Here is an 18,810-nt window from a genome sequence, read left to right as displayed (position 1 = left end):
CCATTACATTAAATCCTGTTCTCCTGGAAGTATTGCTTTAATTCCTGAGCTCAATGCCATAAATACTATAAAAAATATAACTGCTGATATTACCGCTTTTTTTATATCTACGCCCATTACTTTCATAATATCACCTAAAAAAAAAGAAAAAATTATTATTTATTTTTTAACATTTCAATAGCTCCTTCTAAGTATGCTATTCTTTCCCGTAATTTTTGATTATCTTTCTCTAAATTATTTATTTTTGGCTTCCACATGTGAAAGTTTCATGTCATGTTCTTTGATTTTATTGTCCTGGTGTCTTTCATGATATACGGATGATGCTGTATCTTTCACTTTCATCCCCATCACTGCGGAACCAGCTATTAATGAAGCTCCTGCAACAAGGAGAAAACCAAGGTCAAAAGCAGACATAGTTTCAAGCATTATTACACCTCCTGATTTGATAGTTGATATAGAATTTACATATAAATTAAGTGTTATTTTGATTTTTAACCATTATCTTTTTAGTAAAACCAGTAGTTCCCTGAAACTTCCGAAACTTCGCTATTTTAATGGTTTTCTGAAACTTCTGAAAATGACAGAGCATAAAAAAGTGTTTTTACATAAAATTTGGTGTAAATTCTAAATATGGTAGTGGTGGTTATGATTGAAATCAAAAAAGGCTCTGAAAATCATGAAGTTGAAACATCGGAACCAGATATTGACAGTATCACAGAATCGATAATTGAAGAAGACTTAAAAGACTTTGAAATTATTGAAAATTCCGATAATGGTGTAGATGAAGAAACAGAAATAAAAACCGATGAAATATCCGAAGAAACCGCAAAAATAAAGGATTTATTAGAAAGCATAATATTGGTTATGCTATTTGTTATGGCTATGAGACATAAAAACATAGAAAATAAACAAAAAGTAGTCATGGATTTTGTGAAAGAACGAAAGGACGCCATAAACCGTATTTGTGTATGTATGGAAAAAACAATTGCAAGAAATGCAGAATTATATAAGAAAGTTCAAAAGGCGAACGACATAAGTTTTTTAATTCAATTGGTTATTTTGACTTTGGAATTTGAAGGTGTTTTAAATGAAATGGAGAAAAAGAACGGACAGATTAAAGAAGTTAAGAATGTTAAAAATAAAGAAAATAAAAAAGATATTAAAAAAGAACAGGATTTGCAAAATGTAGGAATAACTGAAACAGGAATATATGCGGAGGCTTGGTAATGATGAAAATTAAAATATTTGATATAGATTCAAAAGAAGTATTAAAAGAATTTAATTTTGATGAAAAGAAGGAAATTGAAGCAAATAAGGATTTAATTAAAATGGCAAAGATGATGCTTGGATTTACAAATGCAAAATTGTTCGACTTCTTTATAGGTGCTGTTGAAAAATCTGAACACATAACTATTGTATCTTATGTATATAGAGATAAATTCAAAGATGTTCTTGACAAAATAGAAGAGTGAGAATTATGGCAGGAGCAAATATAAAACACATCATAATTAATGGAGCATCTGGAACTGGAAAATCAGAATATTTTAAAAGGAATATTTTAAAACCTGCAATAAAGAAAAAAGTAAAGGTAGTAGTAATTGACCCAGAAGACGAATACGATGGCATATACAAAACTTCCACCAAAAGCATTTTGAATGATTTAAGAACTAAACCTATTATAAGATATGTTCCTAATTTAAGACAAGATAATTACCTGGAACAGTTGGACAGACTGTATCAAAAAATATTTGATAATGTAAAGGGTTGTATCATTGCAATAGATGAGGCAAGATTTTGCGGAGGAGCTCAGTATAAATTATCAAGTGGTTTGTTGGAACTTATAACAAGGGGTAGGAAAAGAGGTTTAAAACTGGTTGTAATCACTCAAAGAATAGCACTTCTTGATAAAACAATAACTGGGAACTGTCAGATAAAAGTATTGTTCAAGTGTGCGGAGGATGTGGATTGGGACAGGTATAGAAAAGTAAATAAAGAATTAACTGATAAGTTAAAACATTCAAAAAATGACCATGCCTACATATATATAACTGGGTTAAATGCTAAATTGGTGGAATAATGGATGTAATTGCAATTATCGCATTTGTCGTTATGGGACTTATAATAATTACTGCAATAAATGCTATTGGATTTAAAATGAGTTGTGGAATATTCAATAAAGATGTTTCATATTTTGAGGCAATCATCATATTGACATCGGCATTGATTAATTCAATCTTTTATGAACTAATTGTTTTAATTCCAGGAGCTCTTATCGTTATATATTACTCTATGTCCAAATATATTTTACTCCTTAAAATTATAGCAGGTGTTGTTGGAAGTATAGGATTTTTTAAATCTATAAAAGATGGTCTTGAAGTTGGTTGGATTAAAGCAGTAGTAATCTACATGATAGGGAATGTAATTAATATATTGATTCTTATGGGAATAGTTGTAATCCTATTCATCATAGGTTGGTGGTTTGGTGGGGCAGAACATGCAGCAGGGAATGTTATATCCAGCCAGATACCTTCTGATAATATTGGAACTATTTAGGTGGAACTTATGAATAATGAAAAAAAGAAAATATTTTTATATATTTTTATTATCGTAATCTTAAACACCGTATTTTTTGCAGTTTTAGGACATATTTGGTATATGGTTTTTATTCTAATATCCTTGGTGGTTGGATACTTTGCACTGTATCCAGATGAATTTTTTCTTATCATCGATAATGCAAAGAACCATGCACAGGAGTATATACGAAATCGTAAAAATAAGCATGCTGTTGAAAATAATAGTAGTGTTGAAGATAAAGAAGATGTTTCAGAAGGATACGAAGAAAAAAGAGATATTAAAAAAATTGATGAAAATGGCAATAAAAGAAATAACCTTCCACTTACTGGTTAAGTATATAATTATACCTCCTGCGGCAGTTATTGTTTTAAAATATTTATTTGAAATTATTTCTTAGATAAAAAATAAGCTGCCATGCCCAACAGTAAAACAATACCAACTAATGCTAAAACTTCATCCCTCTCTTCTGCTATTTTCTTTTCTTTTTCAAGTATTTCAGTAAGTTCCTGAGCTTCGCTTGGGGTTATGGTATTATCATAAAGTTTTTGTGTGAGCTCCCTTCTTCTCTGGATTTCATAATCCGTTAAGTTTGACATATAACCACCATCTATTTTTCGATTTTTTTAATAAATGTTTCAAAATATTGTATTGATACTTCCAATTTTCCAAAGCCCTTGTCAATATGTTCATACTTATTTTCCAATCGTTCAATCCTTTTAATTAATTCATTGAAATTTTTATCACAATTCTTGTATCTTTCGTCAAAACTTCCCTTCATTTCTGCAATAGTTTTTTGATTATCATGGGCTGTCAAATATTTGTATTTTACAATTGTTATTCCAATCCCAAGAATCATTCCAAAAAATACTTTTAAAATATCCCATATTGAATTATTATCAATTACCAATATATCACCCATCATATTAATATATTTTTTATTCAATTTTTCCTTATTATAAAAATTCGTATTCACATGAATAGACATCTATTCATTCACACAATCCAACGAATTTTATAAGGTATTTTAGTATTTACTTAATGATACTAACTCATTCACTTATTCACGCAATTTTTTCATAAGTGCAATTTTTATGTTTGAGTATGTAATTTTTTAGGTTTCGAAGGTAAAAATTTACTCATAAAAATTTTTTGCGTGAATGTGTGAATAAGGATTTATATATATTGTTTTTAGCTATACTCTTTTAAAATTACTCATTTTATGTGAATGAACAAATAGTTATTCACATGAATTGATTAATATGAATTAAAATAAAGTTTATTTATGATTTCTTAAAAGAAACTACAATGACAGGGATTACGATTATTTTTTAAAAGAGATTTTGGAATTTTGGATGTTGTTGGCTATGATGTTGTTATCACCAACACTGCCATTAATACTTATTAAACTTTTTTCTTCCAGTTCTTCTTCCAGTTCCTTTTCCAACTGTTCTGCATAGTCATATAGTTTAACTGCTTTTTTTCCAAAACCGGTAAGGGAATAATAAACTTTTGAGGTTCTTACTTTGGGATTTTCTATTTCTTTTTTAACCAATCCAACATTAACTAATTCATCTAATGCATTATTTAATAACTTATCATATATCCCTAATTCTTTTTTTATGGCACTATAATATAGTTTATTATACTGAGATAATAATTTTAAAACCAATCTATTATTCTTTTTTGATATTATTTTTAATAAATCCATAGTTTCCCTTTTTTAGTTTATAACTATATATCCTGCCCCCCCATAAATATTATTTCAAACTTTTATGTTATTAATAACCAAAAATCGAAAACTTTATATAATTGGTTATCCATATCTAACCAATAGGTTATTACTAACAATATTTTAGGTGGAACTATGGCACAAGTTGAAATTATTAAAACTGTTAAACCAACAGGGAACACAGGACATATAACAATACCTAAAAAATTTATTGGGAAACAGGTCAAAATTATTATTGAAAATGAAAAAGAAAAGAGGGATAAAAATGACTGCACTGGAAAGAGATAAAGTAAGGGAAAAAGCAAGGGAGTTAAAAAATGCACTAATGGAATGGAAGGAAGCATGCAAGAAAAAAGGACAATGGGACAATGTGTTAGAGCAATCATATCAAAATAAAATAACACAATGCGATAAAATAGAGTATTTAATGGACACTGTAAGAGATAGAGAAAATATATCAAAAATATATTGATTAAGAAAAGAGGGGTAATTATGAGTATATCAGAAGAAATACTTAAACTTATCGAAAATGGAATAACTGAATGGGACGAAATCTATACAAGATTAATCAACAATCACAAGAAAAATGCAGTATCTATGGCAAAAAATAGACTTATCCAACAAGGAAAAATAAAAGAAGAAACAATAAACGGTAAAAAAATACTTTCAATACAACATGAGAATGAGGAACTAATATCTGATGTAGATGCATACCTATTCGAACATAGCCAAGAAATAAAAGAATACTTTAAACTAATCCTACACCAGAACCCAGATAATAGAACCTTTAACATTAAAGAATTTATATTGTCATTCCCTCATTTAGCAGAATTAAGTGATATTATAAAAAACAATCCTTTTGAAGCAAGGAACATACTAACAAACATTTACAAAGAAACATACGAAGAACTATTTGCAGAGGAAACGAACATAACACACATATTCATAACAAACCTCCTAACATCAAAAAAGAAACTTTCAGAAATAGGAGCAAATGACATAGGAAAACTTGTAGAATTTGAATGTTCAATAGTTCAAGCATCAAAGAACAAATCAAGAACAACGGAAGCGGAATATCTGTGCTTTGAATGTGGAACTAAAAGAACTGTAAAACTTGACTTCTGGGAAGACCCTGAAAAAAAGAAAGTATCCTGTCCAAACTGTTCAAATCAAAGAATGACAATTGACTCAAAAAGTAGGATAACATTCCAAGAATTAATTGTCCAACAATTGGAAGTTTCACAAGATGGGAAACAACACACTGCATCATTATTCCTTGAAGATTCAGAACCAATATATTCTGGAAAGTTAAGAGTAGTTGCAGTGCCAATTGAAAAATACAAAAAAGGAACATCTGTTGCAGATATACACTTATACGCATTTGGATACGAAGAAATAGACAACATCGATATTAACATCACAGAAGATGACATTGAAAACATCTATAAAATAGCAAAAGACCCAGAAGTTATAGAAAAATTAGCAAACTATATGCTCAGGGAAACAAAGGGAATGGATGAGGTAAAGAAAGCCATATTTTTACAGCAAGTTAAAGGGGTAGAAAAAGGAGACAAAAGAAGGAATCTAAATATTCTTTTAATTACAGACCCAGGAGTAGGAAAATCTACAATGATGCACCAACTTAAAAAACTTCCAAACACAAAGTATGCCACAATGTCAGGAGCATCAGGGGCAGGATTAATTGGAGGTATAAATAAAGAAAAAACAGAGTTTGGGGAATCATGGGTAGTAAAACCGGGTATCTATGCCTTAGCAGATGGGGGAACCGTATGTTTAGATGAATTTACACATAATAAAGAAGTAATGCCTTATGTCCATGATGCAATGGAAAGCCAAATGGCAAAAATTACAAAGATGCAAAACAACCTTGAACTACCTGCAAGATGTGCAACATTGGCAGCATGTAATCCAAAATTAGGAAGGTATGACTCAAACCTATCAGTTATGGAACAAGTCCCTATAAAACCCGAAACACTTTCAAGATTTGATTTAATATTCCCATTAAGGGATGTTCCAGACAATGAAAACGATAAAGATATTTTAAAATTCATAATAAGAAGTGGAAATGAAAAAATAAAAGGAACTGAAAAAAAGATAAAAATAAACGGCGTTGAACTTTCCGATGAACTGTTAATAAAGTATCTTCATTATGTTGATGAAAATTTCAAACCAACCATATCAGATGAAGCAGAAGAATTAATCATTGATTACTACTTAAAAATGAGGGAATTATCAAAAAATGGAGCCATAACAATTACAACAAGACAGGCTGAATCACTTATAAGATTATCCGAAGTGGTAGCCAAAGCCAGGTTAAAGAATGAAGTTGATACCGAAGATGCAAGGGAAGCAATAGAACTTATGCAGTTCTGTTTAGAGCAAATATCTTATGACCCAGAAACTGGAAAAATAGATATTGATAAAGTTTATGGAATACCCAAGAGCAAAAGGGAAAAATCAGAACAGGTATTAAAAATTATCGAAGATGAAAACAAATGCAAGGACATAGTAAGTGAAGAGATTATATTCGAACGGGCAGAAAAGGAATACAACATAACTATTGAGGAAGTAGAGCGTATTTTAGAAGTATTATCTATCCGAGGAGAGATATACAGCCCGAAATTTGGGTATTGGCGTACTACATAGAGGTGAAAATATGATAAAAGAAGGCATGGGAAAAATAGCAATGGTAATAACAAAACATAATGGAGAATTTATAAGATATTGTGATGAAATCACCAATATGACATCAAAACCCTACCGTTTTGTGTCATAATATGGTTAAAATTAAAATTTCAGTTTAGAATATTCATATTTACTTACTAAAATGCTAACAGGTGTGGAAAAATGCAGGACTTCGAGGAGCTCCTCCTCATTAAAGAAGCAGATAAAACAAAACCATGGGTAGATAAATTCACAGAAATTAGAAAATTTGCAAATATTAAAGAAATTACATTGAAGAATGATATAATACGATTAAAAGTGTTTCTCAATTACTGCTTTAACACTTTGGAAAAAGAGCCAGATGAATTAGAATTCAATGACTTTATAATGTTCTTCAAATACTTAAATGAAGAAAGAAACATCTCCATAAATACACAAGACCATTATTACAAGTTCCTATCTGTGTTCTATAAAGTGATGTTCTTAAAAAACTCATCAGAATATGTAAAGTTTAAAGAATACTGCAAAGAGCTGGGGAAATTCAAACGGTTCGAAGTGGAACACTTCGACGAGCTAACCTCCGAGGAAGTAAATGAAATTATAAAACAAATACTAAATTCCAATAGTGCAACAAAGGTAAGGGATGCACTAATAATAAGATTAACATATGACACGGGAGCAAGGATAGGAGAGATATTAAACTTAAAGCTCAAAGACTGCGACTTCCAAAAGGGAATATTCAAATTCAGAAACACAAAGGGCAGAGAAGTAAGATTAACAGTATGTGCCTATGACACTTTGAAGGCATTAAAACATTACATAGACTATTATATGAAATCAAAAAAGAGCAACGACTATTTATTTCAAAATAAACATAATGGCAAAGTTGGTGATTATTGGATTGGGAAGGTATTTAAGAGGACCGTAAATAAGTTAGTAGGTAGGGGGACTCTTCCAAAAAACAAACGAATAACACTACATTCCCTTAGACACGGAAGGGTGGTAGATTTGTTAAATAAGGGCTATGGTTTGGATATTGTTGGAGATTATGTAGGACACAAGGATATAAGAACTACTATGATTTATGCACACTCCAATAGTAGAAAAAAGAAATTATTAAAAGAAATTCAGAAAGACTTAGATAAGGGGACTATGTAAGGTAGAAGGACTAAAATTTTAAAAAAAATAAATATAAAAAAAGACTAAATAACTCTTAAAATCGTTAAAAAAGTAATGGGGCCGGTGCCGAGAATCGAACCCGGGTCGAAGGATCCACAGTCCTTCAGGATAACCACTACCCTACACCGGCCACAGTAATAATAAATAATATAAATAATGCAGGGGCAGGGATTTGAACCCTGGAACCACTATAGGACAGGATTCTAAGTCCTGCGTCTTTGGCCAGGCTCGACAACCCCTGCACACCAATTACCGATAAAACATTAAATATAATATAAATATAATAAAGTGCTCCAGCCGGGATTTGAACCCGAGTCGCAGGCTCGAAAGGCCTGCATGATTGGCCGGACTACACCACTGGAGCATTAATTATGGGACCAAAGGGATTTGAACCCTTGACCACTCGGTTATGAGCCGAGCGCTCCAACCAGGCTGAGCTATGGTCCCACACATCACAGATAATTAATATACAATAATTATAATTAATTTTGTAATAATGCCATCATAAAAAAAGAACGCCCCCAGCAGGACTCGAACCTGCGACCTACGGATTAACAGTCCGTCGCTCTACCTACTAAGCTATGGGGGCATTTCATCTGCTTCTCTATCTTGTCAGCACAATAACAATTACACTTTTAATATATAAACTTTTCGGCGAAAAGTATTTATACTATGAATCTAATGTTTAGATGTGAATAGTTTTGCCGTGGTAGTTCAGCCTGGGAGAACGCTGGACTGAAGATCCAGTTGTCGGGTGTTCGAATCACCCCCACGGCATATTTTTTAACCTCATATATATCCATACATTTAAATAATTTTAAATAATTAATTGCATATATAAAATATTATGGAGCTCCATGCCACATAACATATTCACTCATATTTCGTTTGAATATAGTGTGTTCGAAAAATATGTCCTTTTATAAGCCATAAAAATAAGCAATATGTACATATAAACTTATCAATATATTGTTATTTATTATTAATTATATAATGTAAAAAGTTCTCGAACATACTATAATATTTTTTTGGTGATAACATGGTTAGAAAATTTTGCGTCTATGGAAAGGGAGGAATTGGAAAATCTACAAATGTATCAAACATAGCGGCGGCACTAGCGGAATCTGGTAAAAAAGTAATGGTCATAGGATGCGACCCAAAGGCAGACTCAACAAGAAATTTAATGGGAAGGAAAATTCCAACAGTTTTAGATGCCCTTAGAAAAAATGGTGCCAACAATCTGGAACTTGAAGATATTGTTTTTAAAGGATTTGGTGAAACCTACTGTGTAGAAAGCGGAGGACCCGAACCCGGCGTAGGCTGTGCGGGAAGGGGAGTAATCACGGCAATAGATATATTGAATAGATTGGAAGCATTTGAAACAATAAAACCCGATGTAATTATTTACGATATTTTAGGAGATGTAGTATGTGGCGGATTTGCCATGCCATTACAGAAACATCTTGCAGATGATGTTTATATTGTTACAACCTGCGACCCAATGGCAATTTATGCAGCAAATAACATATGTAAAGGAATAAAAAGATATGCCAATAGGGGAAAGGTAGCATTGGGGGGAATTATATACAGTGGAAGAAGTGTAATAAATGAGCCATCTATTGTAGAAGAATTTGCCTCAAAAATTGGAACAAATGTAATGGGAAAGGTTCCAATGAGTAATATTATTACAAAGGCAGAAATTTACAAAAAAACAGTAATAGAATATGCGCCAGATAGTGATGTTTCAGAGGTTTTTAGAAAACTTGCCGATACAATATATAAAAATGATAAAAAAGTTGTTCCAAAACCTTTATCTGAAGAAGGAATTGATGAAATTACTGAAAAAATAGACGATTTAATTAAAAATACCATTTAAATACTCTTTAATGGTAGAGCATGATAAAAATAGCTTATGAATTTGTTTTATCAATTATAATTTGGTTTATAATTGGATATTTATTTGCCCATTATTATGATAATAAAATTTTTATTGTTATTGGCTTTTTTATAGGGCTTTTTATGGGATTTTTAAAATTTGTAAAACTGATTAAAAATAAAAAAATTAAAAAAGTATAAAATAAAGAACTTGTATAAAATAAATATAAAATATTTGGTGGTATTTTTGGAATTAATTACAAAGGAAGAATCAAAGACAAATTATGAATATGGTTGCGACCCATACAATAGACCAATAGGGGAGCTCCTTAAAAATGGTATTGTTGTAATAGATAAACCATCGGGACCAACTTCCCATGAGGTATCTGCATGGGTTAGAGATATATTAAAGCTAAAACTTGCAGGGCATGGCGGAACACTTGACCCAAAAGTGACAGGCGTATTGCCTGTTGCACTGGAAAACACTTCAAAATGTATATCTGTGTGGCATATGATTCCTAAGGAGTATGTTTGTTTAATGCACTTACATAGAGATACGGAAGAGGAGGAATTATTAAAAATATTTAAAAAATTCACAGGCAGGATATTTCAAAGACCGCCTTTAAAAGCCGCCGTAAAAAGAAGTTTAAGAATTAGGAAAATTTACGAATTAGAATTGCTTGAAAAAGACGGAAGAGATGTATTATTTAGAGTAAGATGTCAATCCGGAACATACATAAGAACACTTGCCGAAGATATGGGGGAAGCACTTGGAACTTCGGCACATATGCAGGAGCTCCGAAGAATTGTAAGTGGACCATTCACAGAAAAAGATATAGTTTATTTGCAGGATTTAACAGATGCATATATTTTTTGGAAAGAAAACGGGGACGAAACAGAACTAAGAAAAATAATAAAACCTATGGAATATGGACTTCAACATATCAATAAAATAATTGTTAAAGATAGTGCAGTAGATGCTATATGCCATGGTGCAAATGTATATTTAAACGGAGTATCCAAATTAAGTAAAGGAATAGGGGCAGACGAAACCGTATTAATTGAAACATTAAAAGGGGAGGCAATAGGAATAGGAACGGCACTATTAAACACCAAAAATGTATTAAAAGAAAGTAAAAACGAAGAAGATAATAGGGAAAAATATAAAGAACCTATTGTAGATATTGAAAGGATTTTTATGAGTCCAAATACATATCCTAAAATGTGGAAAAAGAAAAAATAATAAATAATTATGAGGGGTGGAGTTATGGGACTCCAAGCAATGCATTTAATCGTATTATTTATTTTTTTATTAATTGGATTGGAATTAATCGGGCAGTTAAAACGAAAATATTTAGTCAATAAATTAATTTCATTAAAAAAAGAATTAAAAATGGAAGAAAATAATAATTCTGAAAATGAATATAATAAAAATTTAATTAAAAATATTGATGATAAATGTATAAATTTAATTTCAGAAGATAAATTATTAGATACAAAGGAAGTTAGAAGGTCATTGACAATAATAATGACAATACTATATATTTATACATTATTTGAACCGGTTGATGAAAAAATATTCAGTTCGGTTCAAATGATTTTTGGAATAGTTATCGCATTCTACTTTGGAAGTAGGGCGATAGAAGGCGGATTAAAAATCTACGAAAAATTTAAAAAATTAAAATAAAATAATTTAAAAAATGAAAGAATGAAAATATGAAATATGGAATAGCTACAAAATTAACCAAAATAAATAATGATTTTCAAAAATTGTTGGAATTAAATAATATTATTAGTTCCGTCTATGACTATCATATTATAGATGCAGAAAACATACCACTAACTAATGAAAGCCTGTTAAACGACTTAAAAAAATGTGTTTTAACAATTCAAAGTAAAAGAAAAGATGCCTTAGAGTTATTGGATATATATTCTTCTTATGATTTTGATATATCAATAGTATTGGGAAATAATTATTATTTATCAGATAAAGAAATAAACACACCAAACAAAATAATTTTAGATTTAATAAATAACGCTATGGATAAATGCCCAAATATTCAACTGTGGATTGGCACTGAAGGTATTGAAAAAACTGTAAAAAATATAATTGAAGAAAATAATTTAATAAGTTATTCTGTGTATGGTGGAAAATATCCTCAAATCAATTCAGATAAGGCTATTTATGTTCCATTTGTTGAAAAAATGAACCACGATATTTTAAAATCAATGCAGGATTATTTAAATCGTAGAAAAAATTATAATGGCAATAATTGGGGGGACTTTATATTATCATTGGAGAATACAGATAAAATTAAAGAATTAAAAAATAAAAATGATATAATTATTGGTTATCCAATAATCAACAAAATAAAAGATATAAAATGTTTTTTAAATAATATAAAATAAATTAATATGTCATGGCATATTTCGTTTAAAAAGTTCTCGAACAAACTATTATTTAGGAGCTCCCATATTTAGTAAGTTTAATAACTGTCCTTATTTGTCCTATCGTAATTACCCATTAACAGAATTCATAAATCTATATTTTATTACAACTGGCGGAATTTTTATATTCTTTGTTTTTTCATTATATGCCTTTGCCTTTGCCACTATTACGGTGGTTTTATTTTCTTTTAGTGCCTTAGTTAAAGCATCTCTTAGCTCTTTTTCATTTTTAGTTTTAATTGTATGTAATCCACATGATTTAGCTATTTTATCTAATTCTGTATTGTTTGTATGTGTTTTCTGGTTTCCTGTTGAACCATAGGCAGAATTATCCACAATTAACAAAATAAAATTATTAGGTTTTGTATGTCCAATTGTAGATAATGTTCCCAAATTCATAAGAACAGATCCGTCTCCATCAATTGAAATTACTTTTTTATCGGTGTTTAATGCCAAACCTAAACCTATCGAAGAGCATAACCCCATAGAGCCAAGCATATAAAAATTTTCATTTCTGTCTTTTATGTGGTGGAGCTCCTTGCTGGGAAATCCTATATTGCTTATTATTAATTCATCTTTCACATATTCCATTAATATTTTTATTATATCAATTCTTCTTAGTGTATTGTCCAAATTATCACCAATTTATTTATATTTTTCAATTATTTCTTTTAAATTTAGCGTTCCATTATGAATTGAAGTGGCTATTAAAACACCATCTACATTTAAACTATATGCTTCCATTAAGTCGTTTTCGTCTTTTATTCCTCCTCCGATATATAGGGGATTTGTTGCTTTCTTTTTCTGTATTATTTCTTTTATTAATTCTATATTAATTCCTTTTTGAGTGCCTACGGAAGATATATCCAATAATATTAAAGAAGTATTATGCTGTATATTATTTAATATTTCCTCCAATTCATAATTTAATAATTTTCCGTCTTTATAATCAAGACTTAAAATAATATTTTCATTATTTAATATACTCAAATCATCAAGAGTTTCGGTCCCAACTATTAATTTATTACAAAAATTTAATTTTTCTAAATTTTGTATATCTTTTTTATTTTTTATGCCACAATCTACAATTTTATAGATATCTAATTCTTTAATACATTCAAAATTATTTCCATTTTCCATTATGGCATCTAAGTCGGCAATATATACCTTTTTTGCCCCATTTTCTTTATATGTATTTATTATATCCGCAGGATTTGAAGAATTGCATAAAACAGATTTCAATGGTTTGTAGTTATCTCGGTCCCCACTTTTTCCGTGAACTGCCATGTTATCCATAATATCAATTACAGGGATTATCTCCATAGTATCACATTTATATCCTTTTTTATGGTTTTATTTGCCTCATATCTTTAATTTGCCAATAAAATAATATCAATATAATAAAATAATTAATTATATAATATAAAAAAATATAACTTAGGAAAAAATATAATCATTTAATTAAAAAAATATATAATATAATGTAAAAAAATTAAAATAATTAATAATAATGTATATTTATTTCAATTCTAAAACTCCTTTCTTTATCTCATTTGCTTTTTCAAGACATATGAGACACATTACACAATATCCTTTTATAGGGTGTTTGTCTTCTTTTACCAATTCTAATGTATCCATTGGACAGACGCCTACACAATCCCCACAACTGTTGCACATTGAAGGATTAAATACTATTCTATTGTAGTCTTTTCCATTGTGCTTAATATTTCCTACTTTTAATGCTCCTGTTGGGCAGGTTGTAGCACATGCTCCACATACAATACACATCTTTACAGATTTTGATTCCTCATTTATAACTATGGCATCAGTAGGACAAACCTCTGCACATTTTTTCAGGGTGTTGTAATCTTCATTAACAATTACAAGACCTTCTTCATTTACAGATTTTGCTGGATCATAATCTACATCAAGATATAGGGCATCAACTGGACAAACTCCAACACATAATCCACATGCAGGACATGCTTTTGGGAGCTCCACAGCAATATTTTTAGAATCAATTTTTATCATATCTCCTGGACAAATTTCTGCACAGGCAATACAGCCGATACATTTTTCAGAATCTAATTTAAAGTCTATTTTCTTATGTCTTTTTGTTGGCATTTTTCCATTTACGAATATTGCATTCCAGGGACATGTTTGAGCACATACTGAACAGTAAATACATTTTTCTGTGTCAACTACTGCCCTATCATTTTCCATTGTTATGGCTTCAACTGGACATACCGGAGGACATACCCCACAGCCAACACAATTGTCCATTACAACAATTGCCTCTTTTGGCGATGGAATTTCTTTTTTAGGATTATCTATTTTGTTAGGTATTGAAATTATATCAATAGGACAAATTCCAACACATAATTCACATAATACACAGTGTCCTTTTGAATATGGTAATCTATCATCTACCTTTTTAATTCCTGTGGTACATACTTTTGCACATGCTCCACATTTAGTACATTTTATGGGGTTGTAATTTATTGTGTCATTTATAACACATAAAGCTCCTGTTGGACATGCATTTACACAAGACAAACATAACACACAGGTATTAAATGGTGCTATTTCGATTGCCTCCGTAGGACATATTTCCTTACATGCATCACATACCAGACAGGCTTTTTCTTGAATTTCAATTGCAGCAACATCTTTTGAGAAACTATTACAATTGCTTCCCTGATTTGAACTTGCCATTATAATCCCTCATAATCTAATAAAAATAAAATAATCAATTGATATATAATTAGTTAGTGATTTTAGAATATTTATTATAATATATCATTAATATAGAGTTTAATATAAAGTAATAGAAAAATGGTATATTATAATAAATCATGGATATTTGACATTAAATATATATCTGTTAAGGGTATTATGCCATATAGAATAATAACGATAATATAGTCAATCTTGAACTATTTCACTCCATATTTATGCAAATAATACTATATTCTATTAATAGGCCTTATCGCATAATTATTTGGACAATAAAGGGACAGTTTTTGAAGATTAACTATAAACCTAAATATTATTAACAACCACATATGACATTAATTGTTGATTTACTATCTTCGGAGCTCCTAAAAACCCATATTAGATAATAATAGAAAATATTATGTAAAATATTAAAATATATAATCATAGAATATAATCAGACAACCTCCTAAAAAGGTTCGGTTGAATGATATATTATTCTTCCTTATTTATCTCAAATATAACTTCTCCCTTTTCATTTTTAACTATAACATGTGCAGCACATGAATATCAAGGGTCGTATGCTCTTAAAACCATCTCAATGAGATTTAGTTTGCTTTCTTCAATTTCCATATTTTCACCATCAAATATTTGACGAAATTATGAGAATAAATTGATTAATAATTAATATTCATTAATTGATAATTTACCAATGTGCAAATAATATATATAATAATCAATTATCTCCATATTTCAAAATTCAAAATTTTCTCCGAAAATTTTGAGATTTATTTAAATATTTCTTTTGCAGCTTGTTGAATTGCCTTTTCCATTGTTGGCACATTGTGGGTAGTAGCAACAATCATATTACCTTTTATAACTATTCCATTGTCATCTGTTTCATAGTTGTGGAATAGCGTTCCTCTTGGTGCATATATTGCTCCAACACCATTTCCTGCCTTTGGTTGAACTTCTGCTTTAACATCGGTTGAAGTAATTTCTCCATCATTTAACAATTCTTTAACTCTTTCGCATGCTGCCAATATTTCTATTAATCTTGCATGGTTGTAAGCTAATGATTGATTTGCAGGAGCTCCGAATGTTTCAACAAATTCTTTTCTTGCTTCTTCTGCAAGTGGTGTTGCCATACTATCACATACATTTAGCATTGGCAATGGACCTACCCTATATAATCCATCAGGATATCCTACTTTTTTATTGTATGGATATTTTGAATAGCTGTGTTCTACAACATGCTCTCCAATATTATCAAGATATTCGGCTGGTTTGAATTCTTGTTTTGTTTTTCCATCAGGAGATACAAATCTAAGTGTATCTTCATAGAAATTATGTTTTCCATCTTTAACCATTCCTAAATACCAAGTATCAATTACACCCAATGATTTAGTAGCATCTGCGTATTTTTCATTTAATGAATTAATTAATGCTACTCCATTTTGAGCATATTCAATCATTGTATCTACTTCAGCCAAAAATGCATCTCTATCAGCTTCTGCAAATGATTTTGACAATCCCCCTGGAATACCTGTTACCGGGTGTATTGGTCTTCCCCCGGTGGTTGCTACTATGGTTTGACCAAATTTTCTTAAAGCTATTGCCTGTTTTGCGACATCAGGAGCTTCCCCGATTACTCCAACTATGTTTCTTGTAGCGGGGTTTGAATCTGGGCCCATTACAAAATCAGGAGCAGCCAGGAAATAGAAATGTAATGAATGACTGTGAATCATATTTCCTAAATGCATTAATTCCCTCACTTTGTTAGCTGCACTTGGAACCTCAGCATCCCATGCTGCCTCAACAGCTTTAACGGATGCTAAGTGATGTGGAGTTTGACATATACCGCAGATTCTTGGGACAATCCTTGGAACCTCCTCTGCGGGTCTTCCAACAACAAATTGTTCAAATCCTCTTAGTGCTGTTATGTGCAACTTAACATCGGTGGGAGCTCCTGAGTCGTCCAATGTAATTGTAACTTTCCCATGCCCTTCAATTCGGGATATTGGTTCAATTGTAATTTTACTCATTTGGATTCACCGTGTATTAATTATAACATATAAATATAATGAGATTAAATAATTATAAAATTATCTTCCAATAATGGTCGCCAATATAAATATGGCAGATATGGGAGAGAAATAGTAAATCGATGGACATCCTAGTTAAAGCTAATACCAAACAAAACCTACGGTTTTGTAGTATTCTCCCAAATTGTTAGCTTCGATTAAACATATCATCAGTGAATTTTGATGAGATATAAAAATCCCAAAGGGATTTTTTAACCAAATATACAAAACTCATAGAGGATGGCCAGCCATATCCGAATGATTTTATTAAAATCTTCGATTTATATAATTTTATGCATTCATATATAATATTATGTTATCTGTTTTAGGCGTAGGCCCTTTAATTACCAATTTAACATAATTACTGAACTTTTTTATTCAGTAATGAAGCTGCCAGTGAGAATCTGTTAAATAGGGCCACTTTATCATCCAATTTTATTACTGCCTCTCCTGTTGTAGCATAAGCATTAGCTAATGCTGCACCTTGGTCTATTACAGCATCTGTTTTTCCAAAGCAACCTCTACATGGAACACCTGCTGATGGACATAGGGCATTGCATCCTGCTTTTGTTCCCATTCCCATGCATGTGTATCCTTGCTCATATAGACATTTTACAGGGTCTGGTGTTCCCTCAAATGTTCTTTTTAAAGTCTCCGGTGCCACATTTTCTTTTGTTCTATTACATTCATCACATACAATTTTTGTAGGGATATTTAATTCTTCCGCCCCCAATAATGCCAAAATTGCATTGGCAATCATTGCAGGAGTAGGTGGACATCCAGGTAATTCTATATCTACATCAATAACATCTGAAACAGGTTTTAATTCTTCTAACAACTCCGGCACATTTTCAGACGGTATTGTTCCTGCTGTTTCATCTGTTGAATCTGTCGTATATACTGTTTTTTTAAGATCTTCCAACTTGTAAAGATTTCCCAATCCAGGGATTCCTCCAAATGCTGCACATGTTCCCCATGCCACAACTGTTTTTGATTTAGCCCTAATTTCTTCCATCAAGTGTTTGTCGTGTTCGTTTTTTGCCCCTCCTTCAATAAGGAATACATCGATACCTTCTGGAATTTCTTTGGCATCTGCAATAATAGGGGCATAAACGATTTCTAAATTTGGGAGAACCTCGAGCAATTGTTCATGTAAATCTAACAGAGATATATGGCATCCAGAGCATCCGCACAGCTGAATTAATCCCATTTTGATTTTATCTGCCATTTAATCACCCAATCTATAAAAAAATAAGGATAAAATCCTAAAAAATGATTATATGGTAAATTGGCGAACATTTAAGTTAATAATAAACAGTAAATCCTGAGATTTACTAAGTTCAATGAACTAAGATTAAATTATATATTATTTATCATTTATTACAAATATATACATTTTTATTCTTTTATTATTTGGATATATTGTTCATTAATTGCCGATTCACCATATTAATAATTAATAATGTTAATATCCTCCTGCATAGGAGGCAGTCATTTCATAAGTCCGTAGTTGGTTCCCTA

The 18,810-nt window shown here is 30.7% G+C and carries 24 protein-coding genes and 6 tRNA genes; 14 read left to right on the top strand and 16 right to left on the bottom strand.

All coding sequences use genetic code 11. The features are described from left to right. Window positions 1-3: 3 nt before the first annotated feature. Together MAEO_RS08105 and MAEO_RS06295 are read right to left on the bottom strand one after the other, a co-directional pair. Window positions 4-126, bottom strand: a complete 123-nt coding sequence (locus MAEO_RS08105; RefSeq protein ID WP_269593222.1) for a hypothetical protein — start codon at window positions 124-126, stop codon at window positions 4-6. A 108-nt stretch (window positions 127-234) separates the two neighbouring features. Continuing rightward, window positions 235-414 carry a hypothetical protein gene (locus tag MAEO_RS06295; protein WP_157196837.1) on the bottom strand — a complete coding sequence of 60 codons (180 nt, stop codon included), beginning with the start codon at window positions 412-414 and terminating at the stop codon, window positions 235-237. Between the two features lie 231 nt (window positions 415-645). On the opposite strand from MAEO_RS06295, the gene MAEO_RS06290 reads away from it, so the two are divergent. From MAEO_RS06290 to MAEO_RS06270, 5 genes are read left to right on the top strand one after another with little or no spacing between them, the layout of a single operon-like run. Beyond that, a complete protein-coding gene (locus MAEO_RS06290) occupies window positions 646-1,227 on the top strand; it encodes a hypothetical protein (RefSeq protein WP_157196836.1) in 582 nt (193 codons plus the stop codon). Next, window positions 1,227-1,472, top strand: a complete 246-nt coding sequence (locus MAEO_RS06285; protein ID WP_011973942.1) for a hypothetical protein — start codon at window positions 1,227-1,229, stop codon at window positions 1,470-1,472. The genes MAEO_RS06290 and MAEO_RS06285 overlap by 1 nt, the downstream gene beginning before the upstream one ends. A 5-nt stretch (window positions 1,473-1,477) precedes the next feature. Then, window positions 1,478-2,077, top strand: coding sequence for a type IV secretory system conjugative DNA transfer family protein (locus tag MAEO_RS06280; RefSeq protein ID WP_011973941.1), 600 nt, complete (start codon window positions 1,478-1,480; stop codon window positions 2,075-2,077). Continuing rightward, on the top strand, window positions 2,077-2,553 hold the full coding sequence (locus tag MAEO_RS06275; protein WP_011973940.1) for a hypothetical protein: 477 nt from the start codon (window positions 2,077-2,079) through the stop codon (window positions 2,551-2,553). Before MAEO_RS06280 ends, MAEO_RS06275 begins: the two co-directional genes overlap by 1 nt. Window positions 2,554-2,562: 9 nt before the next feature. Next, a complete protein-coding gene (locus MAEO_RS06270; RefSeq protein WP_011973939.1) occupies window positions 2,563-2,907 on the top strand; it encodes a hypothetical protein in 345 nt (114 codons plus the stop codon). Window positions 2,908-2,960: 53 nt separating this feature from the next. Here MAEO_RS06270 and MAEO_RS06265 read toward each other — a convergent pair whose 3' ends face one another. From MAEO_RS06265 to MAEO_RS06255, 3 genes are all read right to left on the bottom strand, one after another. Further along, complete coding sequence (locus MAEO_RS06265) at window positions 2,961-3,170, bottom strand: hypothetical protein (protein WP_011973938.1); 210 nt, start codon at window positions 3,168-3,170, stop codon at window positions 2,961-2,963. Between the two features lie 11 nt (window positions 3,171-3,181). Continuing rightward, complete coding sequence (locus tag MAEO_RS06260; RefSeq protein ID WP_157196835.1) at window positions 3,182-3,481, bottom strand: hypothetical protein; 300 nt, start codon at window positions 3,479-3,481, stop codon at window positions 3,182-3,184. Window positions 3,482-3,895: 414 nt separating this feature from the next. Then, a complete protein-coding gene (locus MAEO_RS06255; RefSeq protein ID WP_011973936.1) occupies window positions 3,896-4,282 on the bottom strand; it encodes a winged helix-turn-helix transcriptional regulator in 387 nt (128 codons plus the stop codon). 156 nt (window positions 4,283-4,438) lie between these two features. Between MAEO_RS06255 and MAEO_RS07825 the strand changes: the two genes are divergently transcribed. The 4 genes from MAEO_RS07825 to MAEO_RS06240 all read left to right on the top strand — a co-directional run bounded on the left by MAEO_RS07825 (window position 4,439) and on the right by MAEO_RS06240 (window position 8,146). Continuing rightward, window positions 4,439-4,591, top strand: a complete 153-nt coding sequence (locus MAEO_RS07825) for a DUF2080 family transposase-associated protein (protein ID WP_083756722.1) — start codon at window positions 4,439-4,441, stop codon at window positions 4,589-4,591. Next, window positions 4,569-4,775, top strand: coding sequence for a hypothetical protein (locus MAEO_RS06250; RefSeq protein WP_011973935.1), 207 nt, complete (start codon window positions 4,569-4,571; stop codon window positions 4,773-4,775). The genes MAEO_RS07825 and MAEO_RS06250 overlap by 23 nt, the downstream gene beginning before the upstream one ends. A 20-nt stretch (window positions 4,776-4,795) precedes the next feature. Then, the gene (locus MAEO_RS06245) at window positions 4,796-6,970 is read left to right on the top strand and encodes an ATP-binding protein (RefSeq protein ID WP_011973934.1); all 2,175 of its coding nucleotides are present in this window, start codon (window positions 4,796-4,798) and stop codon (window positions 6,968-6,970) included. A gap of 201 nt (window positions 6,971-7,171) precedes the next feature. Further along, complete coding sequence (locus MAEO_RS06240; RefSeq protein ID WP_011973933.1) at window positions 7,172-8,146, top strand: tyrosine-type recombinase/integrase; 975 nt, start codon at window positions 7,172-7,174, stop codon at window positions 8,144-8,146. A gap of 76 nt (window positions 8,147-8,222) precedes the next feature. Here MAEO_RS06240 and MAEO_RS06235 read toward each other — a convergent pair. The 5 genes from MAEO_RS06235 to MAEO_RS06215 all read right to left on the bottom strand — a co-directional run bounded on the left by MAEO_RS06235 (window position 8,223) and on the right by MAEO_RS06215 (window position 8,756). Then, window positions 8,223-8,297: transfer RNA gene (locus MAEO_RS06235), tRNA-His, on the bottom strand. Between the two features lie 27 nt (window positions 8,298-8,324). Then, window positions 8,325-8,409: transfer RNA gene (locus tag MAEO_RS06230), tRNA-Leu, on the bottom strand. A 47-nt stretch (window positions 8,410-8,456) separates the two neighbouring features. Beyond that, a tRNA-Glu gene (locus MAEO_RS06225) sits at window positions 8,457-8,531 on the bottom strand. A gap of 8 nt (window positions 8,532-8,539) precedes the next feature. Continuing rightward, window positions 8,540-8,614 (bottom strand) — tRNA-Ile (locus MAEO_RS06220). 69 nt (window positions 8,615-8,683) lie between these two features. Beyond that, window positions 8,684-8,756: transfer RNA gene (locus tag MAEO_RS06215), tRNA-Asn, on the bottom strand. Window positions 8,757-8,870: 114 nt separating this feature from the next. On the opposite strand from MAEO_RS06215, the gene MAEO_RS06210 reads away from it, so the two are divergent. The 5 genes from MAEO_RS06210 (at window position 8,871) to MAEO_RS06185 (ending at window position 12,451) form a co-directional block, all read left to right on the top strand. After that, a tRNA-Phe gene (locus tag MAEO_RS06210) sits at window positions 8,871-8,944 on the top strand. Window positions 8,945-9,206: 262 nt separating this feature from the next. After that, complete coding sequence (nifH, locus tag MAEO_RS06205) at window positions 9,207-10,043, top strand: nitrogenase iron protein (protein WP_011973932.1); 837 nt, start codon at window positions 9,207-9,209, stop codon at window positions 10,041-10,043. A 246-nt stretch (window positions 10,044-10,289) separates the two neighbouring features. Continuing rightward, window positions 10,290-11,285, top strand: a complete 996-nt coding sequence (locus MAEO_RS06195; protein ID WP_011973930.1) for an RNA-guided pseudouridylation complex pseudouridine synthase subunit Cbf5 — start codon at window positions 10,290-10,292, stop codon at window positions 11,283-11,285. Between the two features lie 24 nt (window positions 11,286-11,309). Continuing rightward, window positions 11,310-11,729 carry a hypothetical protein gene (locus tag MAEO_RS06190; RefSeq protein ID WP_011973929.1) on the top strand — a complete coding sequence of 140 codons (420 nt, stop codon included), beginning with the start codon at window positions 11,310-11,312 and terminating at the stop codon, window positions 11,727-11,729. Window positions 11,730-11,758: 29 nt separating this feature from the next. After that, on the top strand, window positions 11,759-12,451 hold the full coding sequence (locus MAEO_RS06185) for a hypothetical protein (protein WP_011973928.1): 693 nt from the start codon (window positions 11,759-11,761) through the stop codon (window positions 12,449-12,451). 108 nt (window positions 12,452-12,559) lie between these two features. Here MAEO_RS06185 and comE read toward each other — a convergent pair whose 3' ends face one another. The 6 genes from comE to vhuG form a co-directional block, all read right to left on the bottom strand. Next, window positions 12,560-13,123: a sulfopyruvate decarboxylase subunit beta gene (gene comE, locus MAEO_RS06180; RefSeq protein ID WP_011973927.1), complete on the bottom strand. Its 564-nt coding sequence runs from the start codon at window positions 13,121-13,123 to the stop codon at window positions 12,560-12,562. A 12-nt stretch (window positions 13,124-13,135) separates the two neighbouring features. After that, window positions 13,136-13,813 (bottom strand): HisA/HisF family protein, encoded by a 678-nt coding sequence (locus MAEO_RS06175; protein WP_011973926.1) that lies wholly within the window; start codon window positions 13,811-13,813, stop codon window positions 13,136-13,138. Between the two features lie 195 nt (window positions 13,814-14,008). Beyond that, window positions 14,009-15,205: a 4Fe-4S binding protein gene (locus MAEO_RS06170; protein WP_011973925.1), complete on the bottom strand. Its 1,197-nt coding sequence runs from the start codon at window positions 15,203-15,205 to the stop codon at window positions 14,009-14,011. Between the two features lie 495 nt (window positions 15,206-15,700). Next, window positions 15,701-15,838 (bottom strand): F420-non-reducing hydrogenase selenoprotein subunit VhuU, encoded by a 138-nt coding sequence (gene vhuU, locus MAEO_RS08055; RefSeq protein ID WP_232202520.1) that lies wholly within the window; start codon window positions 15,836-15,838, stop codon window positions 15,701-15,703. A gap of 155 nt (window positions 15,839-15,993) precedes the next feature. Next, the gene (vhuA, locus tag MAEO_RS06165; RefSeq protein ID WP_011973924.1) at window positions 15,994-17,250 is read right to left on the bottom strand and encodes a F420-non-reducing hydrogenase Vhu subunit A; all 1,257 of its coding nucleotides are present in this window, start codon (window positions 17,248-17,250) and stop codon (window positions 15,994-15,996) included. A 400-nt stretch (window positions 17,251-17,650) separates the two neighbouring features. After that, window positions 17,651-18,517 carry a F420-non-reducing hydrogenase subunit VhuG gene (vhuG, locus tag MAEO_RS06160; RefSeq protein ID WP_011973923.1) on the bottom strand — a complete coding sequence of 289 codons (867 nt, stop codon included), beginning with the start codon at window positions 18,515-18,517 and terminating at the stop codon, window positions 17,651-17,653. Window positions 18,518-18,810: the final 293 nt, after the last annotated feature.

This window comes from Methanococcus aeolicus Nankai-3 (assembly GCF_000017185.1).
GTDB lineage: Archaea > AGJL01 > Methanococci > Methanococcales > Methanococcaceae > Methanofervidicoccus > Methanofervidicoccus aeolicus.
This window is presented reverse-complemented; position numbering and strand designations above follow the sequence as displayed.